17 protein-coding genes and 1 tRNA gene are annotated in these 19,537 nt (G+C 68.9%); 6 read left to right on the forward strand and 12 right to left on the reverse strand.

The genetic code is table 11. From position 1 onward, the window contains the following. Positions 1 to 87: 87 nt before the first annotated feature. A complete protein-coding gene (locus ABT304_RS25145) occupies positions 88 to 642 on the forward strand; it encodes a hypothetical protein (protein WP_350719392.1) in 555 nt (184 codons plus the stop codon). Positions 643 to 648: 6 nt separating this feature from the next. On the opposite strand, the gene ABT304_RS25150 is transcribed toward ABT304_RS25145, so the two are convergent. Further along, entirely contained in the window at positions 649 to 1,491 is an 843-nt protein-coding gene (locus ABT304_RS25150; protein WP_350719393.1) for an acyl-CoA thioesterase, read from the reverse strand. Positions 1,492 to 1,627: 136 nt separating this feature from the next. On the opposite strand from ABT304_RS25150, the gene ABT304_RS25155 reads away from it, so the two are divergent. Continuing rightward, entirely contained in the window at positions 1,628 to 2,842 is a 1,215-nt protein-coding gene (locus ABT304_RS25155; RefSeq protein WP_160025156.1) for an acetyl-CoA C-acetyltransferase, read from the forward strand. Positions 2,843 to 2,897: 55 nt separating this feature from the next. Here the strand turns inward: ABT304_RS25155 and ABT304_RS25160 are convergent, their stop codons facing one another. Further along, positions 2,898 to 3,377 (reverse strand): MarR family winged helix-turn-helix transcriptional regulator, encoded by a 480-nt coding sequence (locus tag ABT304_RS25160; RefSeq protein ID WP_350719395.1) that lies wholly within the window; start codon positions 3,375 to 3,377, stop codon positions 2,898 to 2,900. A gap of 240 nt (positions 3,378 to 3,617) precedes the next feature. Here ABT304_RS25160 and ABT304_RS25165 point away from each other — a divergent pair, with 240 nt between their 5' ends. Beyond that, positions 3,618 to 4,913 carry an MFS transporter gene (locus tag ABT304_RS25165; protein ID WP_350719397.1) on the forward strand — a complete coding sequence of 432 codons (1,296 nt, stop codon included), beginning with the start codon at positions 3,618 to 3,620 and terminating at the stop codon, positions 4,911 to 4,913. Positions 4,914 to 4,995: 82 nt separating this feature from the next. Here ABT304_RS25165 and ettA read toward each other — a convergent pair whose 3' ends face one another. The 5 genes from ettA to ABT304_RS25190 all read right to left on the reverse strand — a co-directional run bounded on the left by ettA (position 4,996) and on the right by ABT304_RS25190 (position 12,156). After that, the gene (ettA, locus tag ABT304_RS25170) at positions 4,996 to 6,678 is read right to left on the reverse strand and encodes an energy-dependent translational throttle protein EttA (RefSeq protein ID WP_160025159.1); all 1,683 of its coding nucleotides are present in this window, start codon (positions 6,676 to 6,678) and stop codon (positions 4,996 to 4,998) included. An 81-nt stretch (positions 6,679 to 6,759) separates the two neighbouring features. Further along, a complete protein-coding gene (gene ssb / locus ABT304_RS25175) occupies positions 6,760 to 7,287 on the reverse strand; it encodes a single-stranded DNA-binding protein (RefSeq protein WP_350719399.1) in 528 nt (175 codons plus the stop codon). Between the two features lie 148 nt (positions 7,288 to 7,435). Beyond that, positions 7,436 to 9,088 carry a YfjP family GTPase gene (locus ABT304_RS25180; protein WP_160025161.1) on the reverse strand — a complete coding sequence of 551 codons (1,653 nt, stop codon included), beginning with the start codon at positions 9,086 to 9,088 and terminating at the stop codon, positions 7,436 to 7,438. Positions 9,089 to 9,130: 42 nt separating this feature from the next. Beyond that, entirely contained in the window at positions 9,131 to 10,993 is a 1,863-nt protein-coding gene (locus tag ABT304_RS25185; RefSeq protein ID WP_350719401.1) for a GTPase domain-containing protein, read from the reverse strand. After that, a complete protein-coding gene (locus ABT304_RS25190; protein WP_350719403.1) occupies positions 10,990 to 12,156 on the reverse strand; it encodes a PrsW family intramembrane metalloprotease in 1,167 nt (388 codons plus the stop codon). The genes ABT304_RS25185 and ABT304_RS25190 overlap by 4 nt, the downstream gene beginning before the upstream one ends. Positions 12,157 to 12,280: 124 nt before the next feature. Between ABT304_RS25190 and ABT304_RS25195 the strand changes: the two genes are divergently transcribed. Further along, entirely contained in the window at positions 12,281 to 13,705 is a 1,425-nt protein-coding gene (locus ABT304_RS25195) for an aminopeptidase P family protein (protein WP_350719405.1), read from the forward strand. Positions 13,706 to 13,862: 157 nt separating this feature from the next. Then, entirely contained in the window at positions 13,863 to 14,606 is a 744-nt protein-coding gene (locus ABT304_RS25200) for an N-acetylmuramoyl-L-alanine amidase (protein WP_350719407.1), read from the forward strand. A gap of 2 nt (positions 14,607 to 14,608) precedes the next feature. On the opposite strand, the gene ABT304_RS25205 is transcribed toward ABT304_RS25200, so the two are convergent. Further along, positions 14,609 to 16,378, reverse strand: coding sequence for a hypothetical protein (locus ABT304_RS25205; RefSeq protein WP_350719409.1), 1,770 nt, complete (start codon positions 16,376 to 16,378; stop codon positions 14,609 to 14,611). A 468-nt stretch (positions 16,379 to 16,846) separates the two neighbouring features. Between ABT304_RS25205 and ABT304_RS25210 the strand changes: the two genes are divergently transcribed. Then, positions 16,847 to 16,923: transfer RNA gene (locus tag ABT304_RS25210), tRNA-Arg, on the forward strand. Between the two features lie 23 nt (positions 16,924 to 16,946). Here ABT304_RS25210 and ABT304_RS25215 read toward each other — a convergent pair. From ABT304_RS25215 to yczE, 4 genes are all read right to left on the reverse strand, one after another. Beyond that, positions 16,947 to 17,327: a tyrosine-type recombinase/integrase gene (locus ABT304_RS25215; protein ID WP_350719474.1), complete on the reverse strand. Its 381-nt coding sequence runs from the start codon at positions 17,325 to 17,327 to the stop codon at positions 16,947 to 16,949. A gap of 42 nt (positions 17,328 to 17,369) precedes the next feature. Further along, positions 17,370 to 18,107, reverse strand: a complete 738-nt coding sequence (locus ABT304_RS25220; RefSeq protein WP_350719411.1) for a transglutaminase domain-containing protein — start codon at positions 18,105 to 18,107, stop codon at positions 17,370 to 17,372. An 89-nt stretch (positions 18,108 to 18,196) separates the two neighbouring features. Beyond that, the gene (locus tag ABT304_RS25225; RefSeq protein WP_350719413.1) at positions 18,197 to 18,712 is read right to left on the reverse strand and encodes a hypothetical protein; all 516 of its coding nucleotides are present in this window, start codon (positions 18,710 to 18,712) and stop codon (positions 18,197 to 18,199) included. A gap of 175 nt (positions 18,713 to 18,887) precedes the next feature. Further along, positions 18,888 to 19,511 (reverse strand): membrane protein YczE, encoded by a 624-nt coding sequence (yczE, locus tag ABT304_RS25230; protein ID WP_350719415.1) that lies wholly within the window; start codon positions 19,509 to 19,511, stop codon positions 18,888 to 18,890. Between the last annotated feature and the right edge of the window lie 26 nt (positions 19,512 to 19,537).

Here is a 19,537-nt window from a genome sequence, read left to right on the forward strand (position 1 = left end):
CCCGCTTCTCGACATCTGACGCAAGCACTGGGAGGCTACTGGACTCAAGCAGAACATTTAGTTGACCAGAGCGCTCTCGGAGGACGCATGCGGGCAATTCAGCGGGCTATCGTCGGAGTCGGGCTTGCAGTCGTCGCCCTCGTCGCGATGGCACTGCTCATCGGAGGGATACGGTCGATCGGACCGGACCAGTCGACCCAGCCCGCGCAGCAGGCGACCGGCCAGCAGACTCCGCTCGCCGACGACCCGACCGGCCCGCCCGAGCCCATCGACGCCGCCGAGGACACCTCGGTCGGCACGCTGCCCCCTCCTCCCGACGCCGCGCTCGCCACCCAGCTCGCCTCCCGCGACCTGCTCGCGCCGCCCGACTCGGCGCCGAAAGCGAACCAGCCCACCGAGGGCAGCACGCTGAGCGCCCGGAAGACGCGCGGCGGCGAGAAGTCGGACGAGACCTCAGGCCAGGTCCCGGCCATGCCCGGGCAGGACTTCACCGCGACCCAGGACGGCTGGGACTGGAGTCAGTGGGACGCGGATGGCTGGTACGGCGACAGCGACGACGGCGACGACTGCCGGCGCGAGCAGCACTATGAGCACCGCTACGACCGCCGCGACGACTGTGACGATGACGACCGGCGCGACTGAGACGATCTAGAGCACGCTCTCGACTGCCGCACGCACCTCCGGGCTGGGCTCGACGGCCTTCCCGGACTCCAGGTCGTAGAAGACCAGCGTGACCTGCCCACGGGCGAGCCGAAGGTCTCCGTCGGCGATCTCGGACTCGATCGTCATCGACTTGGTGCCCAGCCGGGAGACGTAGCTCCACACGTCGTACGGCTCCGAGCGAGCCAGGACCGGTGCGTGGTAGGTGACGTCGGTCTGCGCGACCACGACGGACGGCCAGCCTTCGATGCCGTGCTGCGACCTAAGCCGCATCATCAGTGCCAGTCGCGACTCCTGGAAGTACTCGAAGTACTTCACGTTGTTCACGTGCCCGTAGGCGTCGACGTCGGAGAACCGGACGTAGAGCGGGAAGCGTCCGTCCTCGAGCCGCTTCGGCTCACCCAGGGCGAGCGGCTTCGGCGACCACTCCTCCGGGTAGGCCTCGAGGTACGGCTGGAGGTTTGCCTTCTCCTCCGGCTTGAGCCGGCGCGGCGACTCGGTGGCGAAGACGTACGGCGCCAGGACCGTGCTCGCCCGCAGGAAGACCTTGCGGGTGCCGTCCGGTTCGGTGCGGAAGATCTCGTAGGCCATCGTGAAGCTGGCCGCCCGGATGTCGGTCACCCACGACTCGACGTAGACCGGCTTGAAGTCGAAGAGCAGCGGGGCGACGTAGGTGACCTGGTGGCTGGCCACCACGACTCCCTCGGCCAGGCCCTGGGTCTGCGGGCTCCGGGCGTGCGTGCGCAGCATGTCTACGCGCGCCTCTTGGAGGTAGTCGACGTAGACGACGTTGTTGACGTGGCCGAGCATGTCGAGGTCGGCCCAACGCATGGGGCATTCGTAGAGGTGGCGCACGTGGCCGATCCTTCCAGATCATCTTGGGCACTGGGCCTGGCGACCAGACGCTGTCCGGGCGAGTATGGTGTCGACCACAGTTCTACCTACTCATCAGTAACCGGGAGTCTTCATGCCTGAGGCAGTCATCGTCGCCGCCGCCCGCACCCCGATCGGGCGAGCCAACAAGGGATCTCTGAAGGACTTCCGTCCCGACGACCTCGCGGCGCTCATCACCAAGGAAGCCGTCGGTAAGGTCGAGGGTCTCGACCCCAACGACATCGACGACCTGCTGCTCGGCTGTGGTCTGCCGGGCGGCGAGTCGGGCAACAACATGGGCCGCGTGGTCTCTGTGCTGAACGGCTGGGACAAGGTGCCCGGCGCGACCATCACCCGCTACTGCTCCTCCTCGGTGCAGACCTCGCGGATGGCGCTGCACGCGATCAAGGCCGGCGAGGCCGACATCATCGTCTCGGCCGGTGTCGAGACCGTGTCCCGCTTCTTCAAGGGCACCTCGGACCACCTGCCCGACACCGTCAACCACCTCTTCGACGACGCCCAGTCGCGGACCACCGCCACCGCCACGTCCAACGAGAAGTGGCACGACCCGCGCGAGGACGGCCTGCTGCCGGACGTCTACATCGCGATGGGCCAGACCGCCGAGAACCTCGCCACCTCGCGCGGCATCTCGCGCCAGGAGATGGACGAGTTCGGCGTACGCTCCCAGAACCTCGCCGAGAAGGCGATCGCCGACGGCTTCTGGGCCCGCGAGATCACCCCGGTCACGACCCCCGACGGCACCGTCGTCTCGGCCGACGACGGCCCCCGCGCGGGCGTGACCCTGGAGGCCATCTCCGGCCTCAAGCCGGTCTTCCGCGAAGACGGCACCGTCACCGCCGGCAACTGCTGCGCCCTCAACGACGGCGCCGCCGCCGTCGTGGTCATGTCCGACACCAAGGCCGCCGAGCTCGGCGTCACCCCGCTGGCCCGGATCGTGTCCACCGGCGTCTCCGGCCTCTCCCCCGAGATCATGGGCCTCGGCCCGGTCGAGGCGACCCGGAACGCGCTGAAGTACGCCGGCATGTCGATCGGCGACATCGACCTGGTCGAGATCAACGAGGCCTTCGCGGCCCAGGTGATCCCGTCCTACCAGGACCTCGGCATCGACATCGACCGCCTCAACATCAACGGCGGCGCCATCGCCGTCGGTCACCCCTTCGGCATGACCGGCGCACGCCTGCAGAACACCATGCTCAACAGCCTCGACTGGCACGACAAGACCACCGGTCTCATCACCATGTGCGTCGGCGGCGGCCAGGGCATGGCGATGATCCTCGAGCGCATCTGACACACCTTCGCCGACTCGGCGCGTCTGCCCCAGGCAGGCGCGCCGAGTCGGCGTTTCAGCGCATCTCGATGCCGGGGCGGTCGCTGATGAGGTGGTCGGAGACGGCGTTCATCACTCGTCCCAGAGCCGCGAAGTCTTCCTCGCTGACCAGATCGATGAGGTACTCGCGTACGCCGGTGACGTGAACGTGGGCCGCTTCCCGCAGCAACTCGAAGCCGCGCTCGCTGAGGGTCGCGACGACACCGCGGCCGTCCTCGGCCGAGTTGCGGCGTTCGACCAGCCCGGCACGCTCCATCCGGGTGATCGTGTGCGTGATCCGGGAGCGCGAGTGGGCCAGGGAGTCGGCGAGCTGAGCCATCCGCATGGCGCCGTCGTTCTCGGAGAGGCGTACGAGGATCTCGTACTCCGGGAGCGAGATGTCGAAGCGGGTGCGTAGGTCGGCGTCCAGGCGGTCATCGAGCAGGGTCATCCCCATCATCAGCGCACGCCAGGAGCGCTGTTGCTCTTCGTCCAGCCACCGAGTCTCATCACCCACGGGGCATTACGTTAGCCCTCTCTACGGGCTGTTCCATGCACTGGCACCCCTTAACGGCGAGGAAGTTGTCACCGAAGGTTCGATCCGAACCCGGGACGAGAGCCCTGAAACAGTCGGGACCAACGGCAGAATGAGCCGGGACCTAAGCCCGGCGATGAGACCGGCGATGGGACCGGCCCGAGGCATCGCAGGCCCCAGAAACAATTCGCCACGGCTCCAGGTAAAGGCGAGAATTGTTCGGTGTCGACTCCCCCTGCTCTCGGTCTCCGTGACTTCATAGCCGCACTTCCACGCGAGGGCCGCTGGCTCCTGTCGACGGTTGCGATCCAGCTCCTCGGTCGCGGCATGACGCTGCCGTTCACGATCATCTACCTGCATGAGGTACGCGGCTTCGACCTCGGTCTCTCCGGCACCCTGATGGGCCTGATCGCCATCGCCGGCTTCATCGTCACCGGCCCGGCCGGCAGCCTGATCGACAAGTACGGAGCCCGTCCGGTCATCCTCGGCGGCCTGGTCTGCGCGATCGCCGGTGACGTCATGCTCGCCTTCGCCACCACGCCGGTGCTCGCCGCGGCGGCGCTGTGCCTGCTGGGCGTCCAGGCCGGGGTGTCCTGGCCGGCAGCCAACGCCCTGGTTGCCACCGTGGTCGAAGGTGAGCTCCGGCAGCGCTACTACGGGGTGAACTTCGCGCTGATCAACCTCGGTATCGGCGTCGGCGGCGTCATCGGTGGACTCTTCATCGACGTGAGCCGGCCCGAGACGTTCACCTACGCCTTCCTCGCCAATGCCGCCACCTTCACGATCCCGGCCCTGGTCCTGCTCGGCCCGCTGCGTCATCTGCACGGCCGCGCCGCGCGACCTGGCGCCGACGAGCCCGACGCGACCGCTTCGTACGCCACGATCCTGCGCCGTCCCGAGGTCATCTGGCTGGTGGTGATCGGGGTGCTGCTCTCGACCCTGGGGTATGGCCAGATCGAGAGCGGGTTCCCGGCCTACTCGCGTCAGATCGCCGAGGTCTCCACCCGGGTCATCGGGTTCGCGTTCGTGGTGAACTGCGCGGTGATCGTACTCGCCCAGTTCTGGGTGATGAACCGGGTCAGCGGCCGACGGCGCACTCGAGTGCTCGTCGCCACCGCTGCGATCTGGGGCCTGGCCTGGGTGGTGTTCGGGGCGACCGGCTTGGTACCCGGCTCCGTCGCGGCCATCGTCGGCGTGGTCGCGTTCCAGGGGATCTTCTTCGCCCTCGGCGAGACGCTGATGCAGTCGGCCTACCCAGCCCTGACCAACGACATGGCGCCCGACCATCTCCGCGGGCGCTACAACGCGATCAACTCCGCCTCGTTCCAAACCGGGGCGATCATCGGCCCGATCCTCGCCGGCTTCCTGCTCGAGCACGGCCAGTCGACGGCATTCATCGCACTGATGGTGGTCGGCTGTGTCTTCATCGTCGCCGCCTCGATGCGCCTGGAGCGCCGGATCACGCCCGCCGTGAACGGCGTACGCCCGGCAGCGGCCCAGGAGCCCGCACCCCTGTGACAAACGCGCCGAGTCGGCTCGTTGTGACGAGCCGACTCGGCGATGGTTCTGGTCAGAACGCGCCGACTCGGCGCGGGTTTGGTCAATCGCGGGTGAGGCGACGGTGGGTGACGCGGTGGGGGCGGGCGGCCTCCTGGCCGAGGCGCTCGATCTTGTTGGCCTCGTAGGACTCGAAGTTGCCCTCGAACCAGAACCACTCGCCCTCCTTCTCCTCGGTGCCCTCCCAGGCGAGGATGTGGGTGGCGATGCGGTCGAGGAACCACCGGTCGTGGGAGGTGACCACGGCGCAGCCGGGGAAGTCGAGCAGCGCGTCCTCGAGCGACGAGAGAGTCTCGACGTCCAGGTCGTTGGTGGGCTCGTCGAGCAGCAGCATGTTGCCGCCCTGCTTCAGGGTGAGCGCGAGGTTGAGGCGGTTGCGCTCACCGCCGGAGAGCACGCCGGCCTTCTTCTGCTGGTCGGGACCCTTGAAGCCGAAGGAGGCGACGTAGGCCCGCGAGTTCATCTCGAAGTTGGCGACCTTGATGAAGTCCAGGCCGTCGGAGACGACCTCCCAGACGTTCTTGTTGGGGTCGATGCCGCCGCGGCTCTGGTCGACGTAGGAGATCTTCACCGTCTGGCCGACGTTGAGCTCACCCGCGTCGGGCTTCTCCGAGCCGGTGATCATCCGGAACAGCGTGGTCTTGCCGACACCGTTGGGGCCGACGATGCCGACGATGCCCGCACGCGGGAGCGAGAACGAGATGTCGTCCCACAGCGTGCGGCCCTCGAAGCCCTTGACCAGGCCCTTGGCCTCCATCACCACGTCGCCCAGGCGCGGGCCCGGCGGGATGTTGATGTCGGCGGTGTCGATCTTGCGGGCCTTGTCGGCCTCGGCGGCGAGCTCCTCGTAGCGGGCCAGACGCGACTTCGACTTGGTCTGGCGGGCCTTGGCGTTGGAGCGGACCCACTCCAGCTCCTTCTCGAGCATCCGGGCGCGCTTGGCGTCCTTGAGGCCCTCGACCTTGAGACGGTCCTTCTTGGTCTCCAGGTAGGTGGAGTAGTTGCCCTCGTAGCCGTGGATCGAGCCGCGGTCGACCTCGGCGATCCACTCGGCGACGTTGTCGAGGAAGTAGCGGTCGTGGGTGACCGCCAGGACGGCGCCCTTGTAGCTCTTCAGGTGACCTTCCAGCCACTGCACCGACTCGGCGTCGAGGTGGTTGGTGGGCTCGTCGAGGAGCAGCAGGTCGGGCTCCTGCAGGAGCAGCTTGCACAGCGCGACTCGGCGGCGCTCACCACCGGAGAGGTTGTCGACGAGCGCGTCGCCCGGAGGGCAGCGCAGCGCGTCCATCGCCTGCTCCAGCTTGGAGTCGATGTCCCAGGCGTTGATGTTGTCCAGGAAGGTCTGGAGCTCACCGGTCTCGGCCATCAGGGCGTCCTGGTCGGCGTCGGGGTCACCCATCTCCATGTAGGCGTCCTCGAGGCGCTTCATCTTCGACTTGATCTCGCCGACCGCCTCCTCGACGTTCTCGAGGACGGTCTTGCCCTCGGTCAGCGGCGGCTCCTGCTGGAGCATCCCGACGGTCGCGTCCTGGTCGCGGACGATGTCGCCGTTGTTCGGGTGGTCCAGCCCCGCCATCAGCTTGAGCAGCGAGGACTTACCCATGCCGTTCGGGCCGACGACGCCGATCTTGGCACCGTGCAGGAACGAGAGGGTGACGTTGTCGAGGACGACCTTGTCGCCGTGGGCCTTGCGCACATTGCGCAGGGAGAGGATGTAGTCGGCCATGGTGCCCACCCTAATGAGGGAGAGGCACGCCGGTACAACCGGCGCACCCTGCCACAGGGCCGTGCGACCGCCCGGCTCACCTCAGGCCGCCACAGACGCCTCCGTCTCATCAGCCGCCTCGCCATCGTCCGCCGGCGCCGGCTGCTGGTCCCACGGGTCCGCACCCGGCGCCCGCCAGTCGGAGAGGGGGTCACGCTCGGGGTCGTCATCGCGGGGTCCGGGGGCGGGGGCGGCTACCGCGGCCAGCGAGCGCGGATTGCGCGAGATGCTGGACATGCCGCGGTTGAGGTCATGGCCGACGACGGTCGCCTCGACCTCGAAGGTGTTGACCTCGAGCCCGTCCTTGTTGACGTAGCTGCGGGCGGACAGCCGTCCCTGGACGACCACGGGGTCGCCCTTGCGCAGCGAGCGCCCGACGTTCTCCCCCAGCTGACGCCAGGCACTCACCGAGAACCATTGCGTCACGCCGTCGCTCCACTCTCCGGTGGACCGGTTGAGCTTCCGCGGCGTGCATGCCATCCGGAAGTTCGCGACCGAGACCTCACCGACGTTCCGCACGACGGGGTCGGCACCGACGTTGCCGCGCAGGGTGATGATCGAGTCGTTCATCGTTGTCTCCTCGTGTTCGCGCCCGCCTGATGCGGGCCTCGGAGACAACCCTGCGCTCGACCACCGACAGTTCCGGGCGACGTACGTCCGCCTGTGGACAACCCCGGATCGAACCGTGCCTGTGGACAGTGATCGGCCCGCCGACCGGTCAGCGCAGCGCCTTGGCCACCCCGTGCCGCAGGGCGGTGTAGGCCGCCAGCTCGGTCTCGATCGGATCGACGACGAGCTCACGGGACACGTCGGCGACCGCCGTACGCAGCCGCGCATCGGCCGCCCGCGCCCGACGTCGAGCGGTGCTGATCACCAGCAGATGGCACACGGCCCACAGCACCAGCCCGAGCCCGACACCCCCGATGACGAGGACGTACGGCAGCTCGACCCCGGCGACGGACGGCGTCACGTCGCCGATCTGAGCGGCTCCGGAGAGAAGCAGCGCCACCGACCACACCAGCCCGACGGTGGCGAGGATGATGAGGAGCCATTGGAGCGCCTTGACCAGCCCGGTCCACAGCGGCAGCCGCTCGGCGTTCAGGTCGACTCCGCCGACCGAGGCGTCGAGCCTGTCGGCGAGGTCGTCCATCCGGGATACCGATGCCCGCCGGATCGCGTCGCGCCACGGCGAGGCGAGCCCGGCGCCGGCCTCGTCGGCCAGCTGGCGCACCTCGGTGTCGACTCGCGCGCGCTCGACGGCGGTGGTCTGCGGCAGCGAGGTCCGGGCGCGCCCGGCCAGCTGGGTCGCCTCCTCCCCCAGCGCCAGGTGAAGCCGCTTCAACGGGTCGGGCTTCAGCCGGGAGACCCAGGAGACCAGCGGCCAGCCCGTGGCCGCGCTCGCCCGGGTGCGTACGGATCGCTCGACCGCGTCCACCACGGTCGGCACCCCGGCGGCCTCGGAGATGGCGTCCTCGAGGGCCTCCACCCGGGGCTTGGCCAGGGAACGCGGCTTGGCGTCACCGGACGCCTTGGCGAGCTTCACGGCGGCGGTCTTGATGTCGGCGGAGAGCCTGGACTTGTTGGCCCGCTTCGCCGCGGCTCGCTGGGCGATCTCGGTCTTGAGCTGGGGGATCCCCCAGCCGAGCTTGGCCGAGACCGGGATCACCGGCACGTTGCGCAGCCCGTCCTGGTCGAGCAGGCGGCGTACGTCACCCAGCATCGCCTCACGACGGTCCTCGGGAACGCGGTCGATGTGGTTGAGCACCACGACCATGATCTCGGAGTGGGTCCGGAGCGGCTGCAGATAGCGGTCGTGGATGGCCGCGTCGGCGTACTTCTGCGGGTCGAGCACCCACACCAGCATGTCGGCGAGCTCGACCAGCCGGTCGACCTCGAGATGGTGCGAGACCTCGGTGGAGTCGTGGTCGGGTAGGTCGAGCAGCACCACGCCGTCGAGCTCGTGCCCCTCACGGCGGGTGTCGAGCATCGAGTCGCGGGTGGTCTGGTGGCGCTCGGGGATACCCAGCCACTCGAGGAGCTCCTGAGCGCCCTCCGAACCCCACACGCAGGCGGTGGCCCACGAGGTGGTCGGCCGCCGGACACCGACGGCGGAGAGCTCCAGCCCGGTCAGGGCGTTGAACGTGGACGACTTGCCCGACCCGGTCGCCCCCGCGACCCCGACGACCGTGTGGTCGGCGGAGAGCTTGAGGCGTCCCTGAGCCTTGTTGACCACGGCGCGCGCGTCCTCGACGAGTCCGTCGTCGAGACGCCCCGTCGCCGCCACGGTCGCAGCCGTCAGTCCGTCCAGCCGATCACCGAGGTCTCCGCCTCGGCTGACCAGGTTCTTTGCACCTTCGAGCAGACCGCTCAAGGATCCCCCTTCCCTTCCTGAAAAAGCTCAGTCTGACAAGTCTCAGTCATCGCCGCGCTGGCTGGCGAAACGAGCGTCGCCGACCTTCCGCGCAGCGTGCCGCAGTCGCTCCGGTGCACCATGGTCGATCTGCAGCGCGTCGACCTGACCCGTGTAGCGCGCACGCTCCTCGTCGACGAGCCCCACGATGCGTACCTCCAGCGCCTTGCGCGCCCGGGACGCGAGCCCGCGCACGGCCTGGTCGCCGAAGACAGCCTCCAGGAGCTTCTGGCCGAGCAGGAGGGTGCCACCGGCGATGCCCACCTCGGCACCGACGAGCGCCCCGCCGGTGGAGGCGAAGACGACCACCATCAGCGCGACGCCGAGGCCGTTGACCCCGTAGGAGAGGAACTTCGCGGTCGTACGCTTGTCCTGACCCTCGCTGCGCACCATGTCGAGCACGTCCTGCTGCCAGTCGCGCACCGCACGCTCGGCCTTGGGCCGCAGCGCACGGGAGGCTCGGCCGAGGTCGGCAGGGCCGATGGCGAGCAGCCCACGGCCCGCGGGACTCATCTGCCAGGCCGCCTCGGCCCTCTCGGCAGCCGCCTCGCACTGCTCCAGGATCAGCATCTCCAGACCGCCCTGCACGGCAGCGGTCACCCGTTCGGCCTGCTGCGGCTTGCCCTTGATCGAACCGAGGATCTTGTCGCGAAGCATCCCCACCTTCGTCTCGAGCGCCTTGAGGATCTCGCCGCTGCCGACGAACTCCTGCCAGCGCGCGAGCACCTCGCCGCGCAGCAGCGTCCCGTCGGCGGTCGCCGCCATGATGGACCTGAGCGCCTCGTCGTAGGCCATGTCCGCATCGGTACGCAGCCGCTGCGCGGCCTCTCCCTGACCGTCCGCTGTGTCGGCGATCGGGTGGACCTCCAGGGTCAGCGCCCGCACCGCACCGTCGAGGGTCTGGGTGACGACCTGGTGTCGCGCGGTGGCGTCGTCGGCGAGCATGTCGAGCCAGGCGCGTACCTCGGCGACGTGCTCGGCGGGCAGCAGCCCCTGCTCGGAGACCTCGCCCTCGTGGACGATGAAGAGCGGTGAGTCCTTGAGCCCGCGCGAGGCGAGCATCCGCGCCAGGTGGCCGGCGACGGTCTGGACGGCCTCGGTCGGAGTGCGGTCGAGCACCACGGCCACCGCGGTGGAGCGGTTGGCGGCGAGCTGGAGGAACTCCCAGGGCACCTGGTCGGCGTAGCGTGCGGCCGAGGTGACGAAGATCCACAGGTCGGCCGCGGCGAGCAGCTCGGCCGCGAGCACCCGGTTGGCCTCCTCGACCGAGTCGACGTCGGGCGCGTCCAGGATCGCCAGGCCGGGGTGGAGCCGGTCGCTGGCCACCAGCTGCAGCGCGCCGGGGTCGTTGGTCGGGTGGTTCACCCGCTCCAGCTCGGGAAGCAGGCGGTCCTGGCCGAACCAGCGGCCGTCCTCGGGGTGGTGCACGAGCACCGGCGAGCGGGTCGTCGGCCGCAGCAGGCCCGGCGTGGTCACCTTGGTGCCGACCAGCGAGTTGACCAGCGTCGACTTGCCGGCGCCCGTGGAGCCGCCGACGACCGCGAGGAGCGGCGCGTCGATGGTCATCATCCGCGGGATGACATAGTCCTCGAGCTGCTCGACCATGTTCTGCCTGGCAGCCCGCTGCTCGTCGGCGCCGGGCAGGTCCAGCGGCAGCGTCACCTCGGTCAGCGCGCGGTGGAGCTGGATGAGCGAGGTCACCATCCGGTTGCCCTCGCCGCCGGACGCCTCGATCTCGGCCCGGGCGGCCTCGAACTCGGTGGTCGGCTTCTCCGCGAGCATCCCCGCGGTCAGCGCCTCGTAGGCAGCAGGCGGGGTCTCCGGAGCCGCCTCCGGAGCGTCGTCGTCTCTGTGTTCTTCGTTCATCCGGTCATCACCTGCCCGCTCGGGAACGCGATGTGTGGACGTACCTCACTGATGCGGTCAACGTATGCCCTCCCCCGGGCGGCGAAGTCTGGCGGCGGGTTGCCGCGCAGGAATCGCCAGTGCAAGTATCCGAGCTCGATGGCAGCCTGCTGGTATTCACGCATGGCCGCAACCCCCTGAGCCCCTCCATGGGTCGACGCGAACTTCCGCGCCTGCTCCCGGCGCCGCAGATCGACCACCCAGCCGATGTCGGTGTAGGGAATCAGCCCCCGTTGGGCGGCATCGGTCAGCGACCGGGTCAGCACGATGCGCTCGGACTTTCGCCGCCACACCGCGAAGACCACCATCGAGACGAACGCGGGCACCATCACCACGACGTACGCCAGCAGGAACCCGGCCCCGTCATAGAGCAGTGTCGAGCCGTTCCAGGTGCCGTGGGCGAGCACCGCGATGGCGTAGCCCAGCAGCGGCGCCACGACCTTCAGCCAGCGCTTGCGCGTCACCACCGCGATGCCGATACCGATGCCGGTGAAGGCGGTGAAGAGCGGGTGCGCGAAGGGGCTGAACAGGCAGCGCATCACGAAGACGGCGGTGAACTCACCGATGTGTCCCGTGGAGCTGTCGCCCATGCCGGGCGTGCCGTTGTAGGTGCCGCCCAGGTAGAGGATGTTCTCGGTGAAGGCGAAGCCGATGCCGACCATGCCGGCGTAGACGATCCCGTCGAGCACCCCGTCGAGGAGGTGGCGGCGCCAGACCAGCAGCACGAAGAGGAACAGCCCCTTGGCCGCCTCCTCGGTGACCGGAGCCACGATCGCGAGCTGGGTCGGCTGGCTCCACCCGGCGAGCAGCGCCCCGACGCTCTGCACGATCAGCGCTGCCGCGACCGCGACGAAGGCGCCCCAACCCAGGCCGAGCGCGAGCAGCGACTTCGGCTCGGGTTCGTAGCGGTCCAGCCACAGGAAGGCATAGACCAGCGGCACCACCGGGATGGCCGCGAAGAGCACTCCCAGGATCGCGCCGGTCGGGGCAAGATGGTCGTTGACGACGCTGGTGCTGAGCAGAACGATGCCGAGCACCGGCAAAGAGGTCAGCACGACAAGCACGCCCACCACGATGGTGAACGTGCGGTTGCTTCTCGTCGGATCCTTCGGGATCGCCCCCATGCGCGCCAGACTATCGGGCGGCCGGACCGCACGTGCGACCAGACACCGATCGAGACGTCCTCGCCACCCGCGTGGCCTGGGAACTCACGAGCGTTGTCGATCCGGCGCGGCGTACGATTCCGGTATGACGGACAAAGGCGCCCCCACTCCTGCAGACGACCACACCGAGAGCCACGACCAGACGGTTCCGGAGGCGTGGTCCAAGTTCATGAGGGAGGGCTGGGACGACCGCGAGGTCGAGGTTCCCGAGCATCCGATCACGCCGTGGGCGGCAGCCCGCCGGGAGCGCCTCTCGGGCATCTTCCCGGGTGAGCGCCTGGTCGTCCCGGCCGGCACCTACAAGGTCCGCGCCAACGACACCGACTACCGCTTCCGCGCCGACACCGCCCACGTGCACCTGACCGGCAACCAGACTTCCGACGCCGTCGCCGTGATCGAGCCCGATGGCACCTCGGTCCTGTACGCCCGCCCGCGCAGCGGCCGCGACACCGACGAGTTCTTCCGTGACCGTCAGTACGGCGCGCTCTGGGCCGGTGCGCGTCCCTCGGCCCGTGAGCTCTCCGACTCGCTGGGCATCGAGGTACGCCACGTCGACCAGCTCGAGTCCGACCTCGCCGGCAACACCCCGACCCGCGTCCTCCGCGGTGTCTCGGCCGACGTCGACAAGCTGGTCGCCCCGGCCGAGGCCGCCCGCGACGAGGAGTTCGCCAAGGCGCTCTCCGAGCTGCGCCTGATCAAGGACGAATGGGAGCTCGGCGAGCTCAAGGAGGCCTGCGACATCACCGTGCGGGGCTTCACCGACGCGGTGCGCGAGTGGGACCAGGTCCTGAAGCACGGCGAGCGCTGGATCGAGGGCACCTTCTTCCGCCGCGCCCGCGCGGAGGGCAACGACCTCGGCTACGACTCGATCGTCGGCGGCGGGTCCCACGCCACCACGCTGCACTGGATCGACAACGACGGGCCGATCGTCCCCGGTGAGCTGGTGCTGCTCGACATGGGCGTGGAGGGCCACAACCTCTACACCGCCGACATCACCCGCACCCTTCCCATCTCCGGGACCTTCACGCCGTTGCAGCGCAACCTCTACGAGCTCGTCTACAAGGCCCAGCAGGCCGGCATCGAGGCGATCCGCCCGGGCGTGACCTTCCGGGCCGGCCACTTCGCCGCCATGGAGATCCTCGCCCACGGCCTCGACGACCTCGGTCTTCTGCCGGTCTCGGTCGACGAGGCGCTCTCCGAGGACAACAAGACCTACTCCCGCTGGACCCTCCACGGCGTCTCCCACATGCTCGGCCTCGACGTCCACGACTGCGCCTCCGCGTCGAAGGAGGCCTACATCGAGGGACCGCTGCAAGAGGGCATGGTCCTCACCGTCGAGCCGGGCCTCTACTTCCAGAAGGAGGACAAGCTCGTCCCCGAGGAGCTGCGCGGCATCGGCATCCGCATCGAGGACGACATCGTCGTCACCAAGGACGGCTCCGTGAACCTCTCCGCCGGCCTGCCGCGTACGGCCGACGACGTCGAGGCGTGGATGGGTCAGTATCTGTGAGGTGAATGCTGACCGAGGCGATGTCCTGAGCCTGTCGAAGGGTGACTCAGTCGAGTCGCGCTTCCCTCGTGGAGTTCCACGAGGGAAGCGGGTGCTGACCGAGTTACCTCGGTCAGCGATCGCCGTGGCCGGCTGCCTCGCCTTTGCCTCGGCCCTGATGGCCTGCAGCCCAGGAAGTACGCCACGGCAGCAGCCCGCCACATCAGCGACGGCGTCCGCGCCCGCGTCGAGCAGCTCTGACGACGTCTTCGCCGGAGCCGTGGTCGGGATCGACCCGGGGCACAACGGCGGCAACGCGGGCGCGCCCGAAGTGATCAACGAGCCGGTGTGGAACGGGCGCTCGCAGAGCCCGTGCAACACGACGGGCACCGCGACCGACGACGGCTACCCGGAGACCGACTTCACCTGGGCCGTGGCCACGAAGCTCGCGGACGATCTGCGCCAGTCCGGCGCGAAGGTGGTTCTGACCCGCGACAGCAACGACGGGGTCGGGCCGTGCATCGACGAGCGCGCGAAGATCATCAACGACGCGAAGGCCGACGTCGCGATCGACATCCATGCCGACGGCGCGGCCGCCTCCGAGCGGGGCTACTCGCTGCTGATCCCGGTGCCGTCGGGCACCAACGACGAGGTCGTCGAGCCCTCGCGACGCTACGCCCAGCTGCTCCGCACCGAGATGCGGAAGACCGGGATGCCGCTGGCCTCCTACCTCGGTGAGGGCGGGTTCGTGGAGCGCGACGACCTGGCCGGGCTCAACCTCACCACGGTGCCGCAGGTGCTCCTCGAGACCGGCAACATGCGCAACGCCGAGGACGCGCGCCTGCTGAAGTCGGATCGGTTCCAGGCGCGGACGGCCGCCGCCATCAAACGGGCGATGGCGGCGTACCTCCGCTCACGCTGAGCTCAGAGCTTCGTCCATTCGACGGGCTCGAGGCCGTACTCCTCCGCGATCGGCCCCCACGCCTTGGCGGCCGCCTTCTTCGGGTCGTGGCTGGCCAGGCTGAGCGTCGTCGCCTTCTCCAGCTTGCCCTTGCCGCCCACGCACTCGCCATCGGCGTTGACCCTGCGCTTCTCGCCCCAGGCCGCGAAGGCGAGGTCGGCGTTCTGCGAGGTCATCCACGCGGACTCGAGGTTCTTGACGAGCTTCCGCGACCCCGGGAGGACGGCGGTGTCGATCTTGGCGACATCCGCCGCCAGCTTCTCACGGGAGGCGGCGGCGTCCTGGAAGGTCTGAATCGCCTCGTCGATGTTCTCGCAGGCCTCGAGATCGGCCTGAGCAGCACCGATGGCCGCCTTGTCCTTGGCCGAGGTCTTGATGAGGTCGTCGATCTTCTTCGCCTCGGCCGCGGCACCGCCCTCGGTCGTGGTGGCATCCGTGGTGGAGCCGGTCTTCGCGTTGGCGTCGTCGTTCCTGGTCAGACCGATGACGAAGGCGATGATCGCGACCACGACGGCCAGCGCGAGGACGATCAGGCCCCAGCGCTTCAGATCGAGACCACCAGGGCCCTTGCCCTGGCCGCCCTGACCGCGCTGCGGCTCGTAGCGGGCGTCGTAGCCGTTCCCGTACGGGTCGTAGCCCTGTGGCGCCATCGGCGGCGGCGCCGGGGTGTTGGGCCCGCCGCCGACCGGCGGCTGCCCGACGAGGGTGGCGTCGGTGTAGGGGCTCTGGCCGTAGGGGTCACCGTACGGCTGGCCGAAGTCGTCCTGGGACCGGTCCTGCGGCTGGCCGTAGGACTGCTCGTACGCCTGGTCGAAGCCCTGGTCGGCGCCCTGTCCGTACGGCTGTCCGTAGGGCTGGTCGTAGCCGGGCGACCACTGGCCCTGGTCCGGCTCCAGCTGCGGTGCGAGCGGGGCGTAGGCAGGGTCACCGTACGTCGGGACCTGCTCGCCCTGGTCGGGCTGACCGAGATCGGGCTGGCCGTCGTCGTAGCGCGACTCGGGTGCCGGGGCGTCGAACTGCGGCTGCGGCGGTGCGAACTGCTCGAACTCGTCGCGCGGACGGGTGCCTCCGGAGGCCTCCTCGTCGACGGCGTCGAACCGGGGACTCATCGCGACCTGGGTCTCGTCCGGACGGACCGGCTCGGGCTGGCGTCGCTCGACCGGCGGCATCGCCTCGTGGGTCGTCTCGTAGGCCGACTCGGGGGCCTGGCCACCGAACTGCGGCGCGGGCTCGACGAAGGTCGGGTGCTCCCCGCTCTGGTGGTACGCAGCGGCCGGACGCTCGGGCAGCGGAGGAGCGGCCATGGGCTCCGGGGTCTGCGGCACCTGCGGTTCCGGCATCTGCGGCTCGGGCGCGGGGGTGGGGGCGGGCGCCGGGGCGGGCGGCTCGGCCGCGCGGTCCTGTGCTGCCGGCCGCGTCGGGAGATCCGGCAGCGGCGCCGGTGCGGCCACCGGTGCCTCGGGCTCAGGATCCGGCTCCGGGGCCGGCTCGGGCTCAGGCTCTTCCGCGACGCGCTTGCGCTTGGGCAGGAAGAGCGACTGCGACTGGGAGGCGAGCTCCGGCTCGAACTTCGGCGTACGCGCCGCCAGCCCGAACAGGCCACCACCGTCCGAACCTGCCGGCGGCGGCGCCATGCCACCACCGAAGGCCGGCTGCTCACCGCTGGGCGCGGTCATGCTCAGCTGGGGCGCCATCGAGGCCCCCGGCGTACGCCTGACCTGCTCGAGCGGCAACGGGGCCGGCTCCGTGTCGGCCTCGGGCGCGGGCGCAGCACTTCCCTGCCCACGCCTCGGCAACGACAGACCACCCTGCTCAGGATCGGCACCCCGCTGCGGCAGTCGCGGCGGTGCGACCGGCTCCGGTGCACCCTGCGACGGCGGCTGATGAGCGCTTCTGACGGGGGTCCCACAACCTGTGCAGAAGCGCATACCGGTGACGGCTGCACCGCACGAGGTGCACATGGACTCCATAGTCATGTCCGGGGACCTTACCGATGATCGGGCCCAGTCTCGAACCCTCGTGGTCCGCCAATCGGACACTCACGTCGACAGTGCGGGGACAGTGCACCCAAATACCCCCCACACCTTGGTAACACTCCGGCCAGCGTTTCGGATTCCGATGCACACAGGGGATACGGGCACCGGTAAGATCGTGCGCGGCCTGCGCAAACCCCCTTCCAGCGGGGTGCTCACACAGGCCACGCCTCCGTAGCTCAGCTGGATAGAGCATCGGCCTTCTAATCCGACGGTCACAGGTTCGAATCCTGTCGGGGGCGCCAGAAAAATACCTGGCCCGACATCTTCACGACCTTCGGCGTGTCGCCCTTCGGCACCGTTTTTCGGGGTCCTGAGGGCGCACTTCGGGCACACCGTGATCGGTCACGTAGTCGGCGACTTCGTCCACCAGTTCCCCAGCCATGACTTCGACCACGCCGTCCACGAGCCCGGCGAAGAGCTCATCCACCGCGCCGGCCACGGCGTCGAGGTCATCGGCGAGGAGGCCGGCGTAGACATCAAGAGTCGTCGCGGCCGATGCGCGGCCCAAGATTCGTTGCACAGCTTTTACGTTGGCTCCGGCTCCAACGGCCAACGATGCGGCGGTGTGTCGAAGGTCATGGGGCGTGAAGCCGACCAGGGCGACCTTGATGGTCTCGTTTATGAGTTTGGGGTACCGGGTGGCGATGTCCGAGGGATCCGCCGCATGACCGGCCTTCCGATCCGAGACTCAAAGCCGAAGGGCCGCGGACGCAGACCGGCGGCCCATGGCTTGGTCGGCCAGGCATCGCGGGAGCCAGGCAAGGGTCTGTCCGCGGGCGCCGAACAGGTCGTCGCGTGAGTCGAAGTAGCCGAGGTCCTCCTTCACGACCGCAGAGAGGTCACATGACTCAATGCCGCTTCGGCCGTCCCAATCGATCGCAGTGCGGGCGATAGCATCGAAGAGCGTCTCGCCGTCTGCGTTGGTGAACCCGAGGCCACAGGCGGACATCTCCTCGATTGATCCGTACAACTCGCCGACCTGCGTCCAGTGCCCATCGATCATGAACTCTGGCCATGCAAGGATCACCCGGTCCGGTGCAAGCCACTTCAGGCGCGGGAACCGCGGGTACCAGAAAGAGCCGTCCACGGCGATGCCCCTCACACGCGTGGCGATCCCAGCTCGACGCGCAACAGCCTCGAGAACGGCGAGTCGCTGGCTGCAAGAGCCGCGACCCCGCCTCACCGTCACCGATGCCGGCTGGCGATCATCCATCGCATAAACAGGCCGGATCGTCCGCGCGATGTGGGCGTGGACCTCTATGAGGAACTCGCGGGCGTTGATGAGGTCGGGATCGACCGGACACATGGTCACGATCTCGGGCGAGGCCCAGTCCAGGATCGGCGTGGCAGTCGTGCCGCCGGATGCGTCGCCCCGCGCGTCTCGACGCGATCGGATGCACCTCGGGGCAAGCAGCGACGTCGTCATACATCGAGTATCAGCCACTTCTGCATGGGTCTTGCCAGGTAACTCGAATGCAGCCGCGTATCGGGTATGAGTGCGAAACGGGTCGACCTTTAGGTTGCGGGCGCTGGCGTGTCGACCGAGCCCCTTCTCGTCAGCCACATGACGCCCAGAGCAATTCCCGTAAGGCCCAGGCCCGCCGCGCTCAAGGTACCGATGAGAACCGATGGCAGGTTGCCTACAGGGCCGACTCGCACCGATGCGTTGTCCGCATGGCACTCGACCGTGAACGTCCCGTCCTCGGGGGTGGTGAACTCGTGGTCGAGCATCTCGGTCTCTGACGCCGAAACCGTGGCCCCAGGATCGCGGACCTCGACCGGCCGGCCCGCACTGTCGTTGACCGAGCAGAATGCGCTGTAACCCGAGTTGTCGGCGTCGTTGGTGTAGATGCCCCACGTGCGATGGGCTGGTGCATCAACCGTCACAGGCGCATCGGTGACCGCAACGCCTTCGTCGGCCGACGCGAAGGCGAACAGCGTGACCGGAACGACGAAAGAAGTCGCAGCCGCAAGGAGCAGCACCAGCGTGCTCCAGCCAAGCAGCCGCGACGCGGTCCGATCCTGAGCCATGACGGAACTTTGGCACAGAACACCGCACCAGGAGACCGAACGCCGCCCTGGCACCAGCAGCCTGAGCCAGCCATCGGGCGAAGCCACTTTGCGCGGTCGATGTCGCAACTACGCTCTCGCGCCATGAGCTACGACATCCTTGCCTTCGACCCGAAGGCTGTTCGCATGGGTTAAGTCATGCACTCGCGCGTGTTTCGGCGCTGAGCGCCGCAGCGGCCGCCCGCCCGGCGTACAGGGTCCGGAAGAACGGCAGGGTGCGGTGCACCATCGGACCGATGAGCAGCGCCTCGGCGACGGTGCCGATGCCGACCAGTCCGCCGAGCAGCCAGCCGATCGCCAGCACGGTGATCTCGACGCCCGCACGGCAGAGCCAGACGGGGGCACCGGTCCGCTGGTGCAGGCCGGTCATCAGGCCGTCGCGCGGGCCAGGGCCGAGGCCCGGCGCGATGTAGATGCCGGTCGCCGCGGCCAGCAGCGACAGACCGCCCGCGAACATCGCGATCTGGACGAACACGCCGGAGACGGGCGGGATGAGCCACAGGCCGATGTCGGCCGAGGTGCCGACCAGGAGCACGTTGAGCACCGTCCCGATCCCGGGCCGCTGGCGCAGCGGGATCCATATCAGCAGCACGCCGAGCCCGATCAGATTGGTCATCAGGCCGAACGAGATGCCGGTGACCTCGACCAGACCCGAGGTCAGCACGTTCCACGGCCCGACGCCGAGCGAGGCCCGCAGGAGCATGGCAAGTGCGATGCCGTAGAGGAAGAGTCCAGTTATCAACCAGGAGAGCGACTTCACAGAGAGATCCTTCACGATTGCAAAGC

The sequence above is a fragment of the Nocardioides sp. NPDC000445 genome, assembly GCF_040300245.1.
Taxonomy (GTDB): Bacteria; Actinomycetota; Actinomycetes; order Propionibacteriales; family Nocardioidaceae; genus Nocardioides.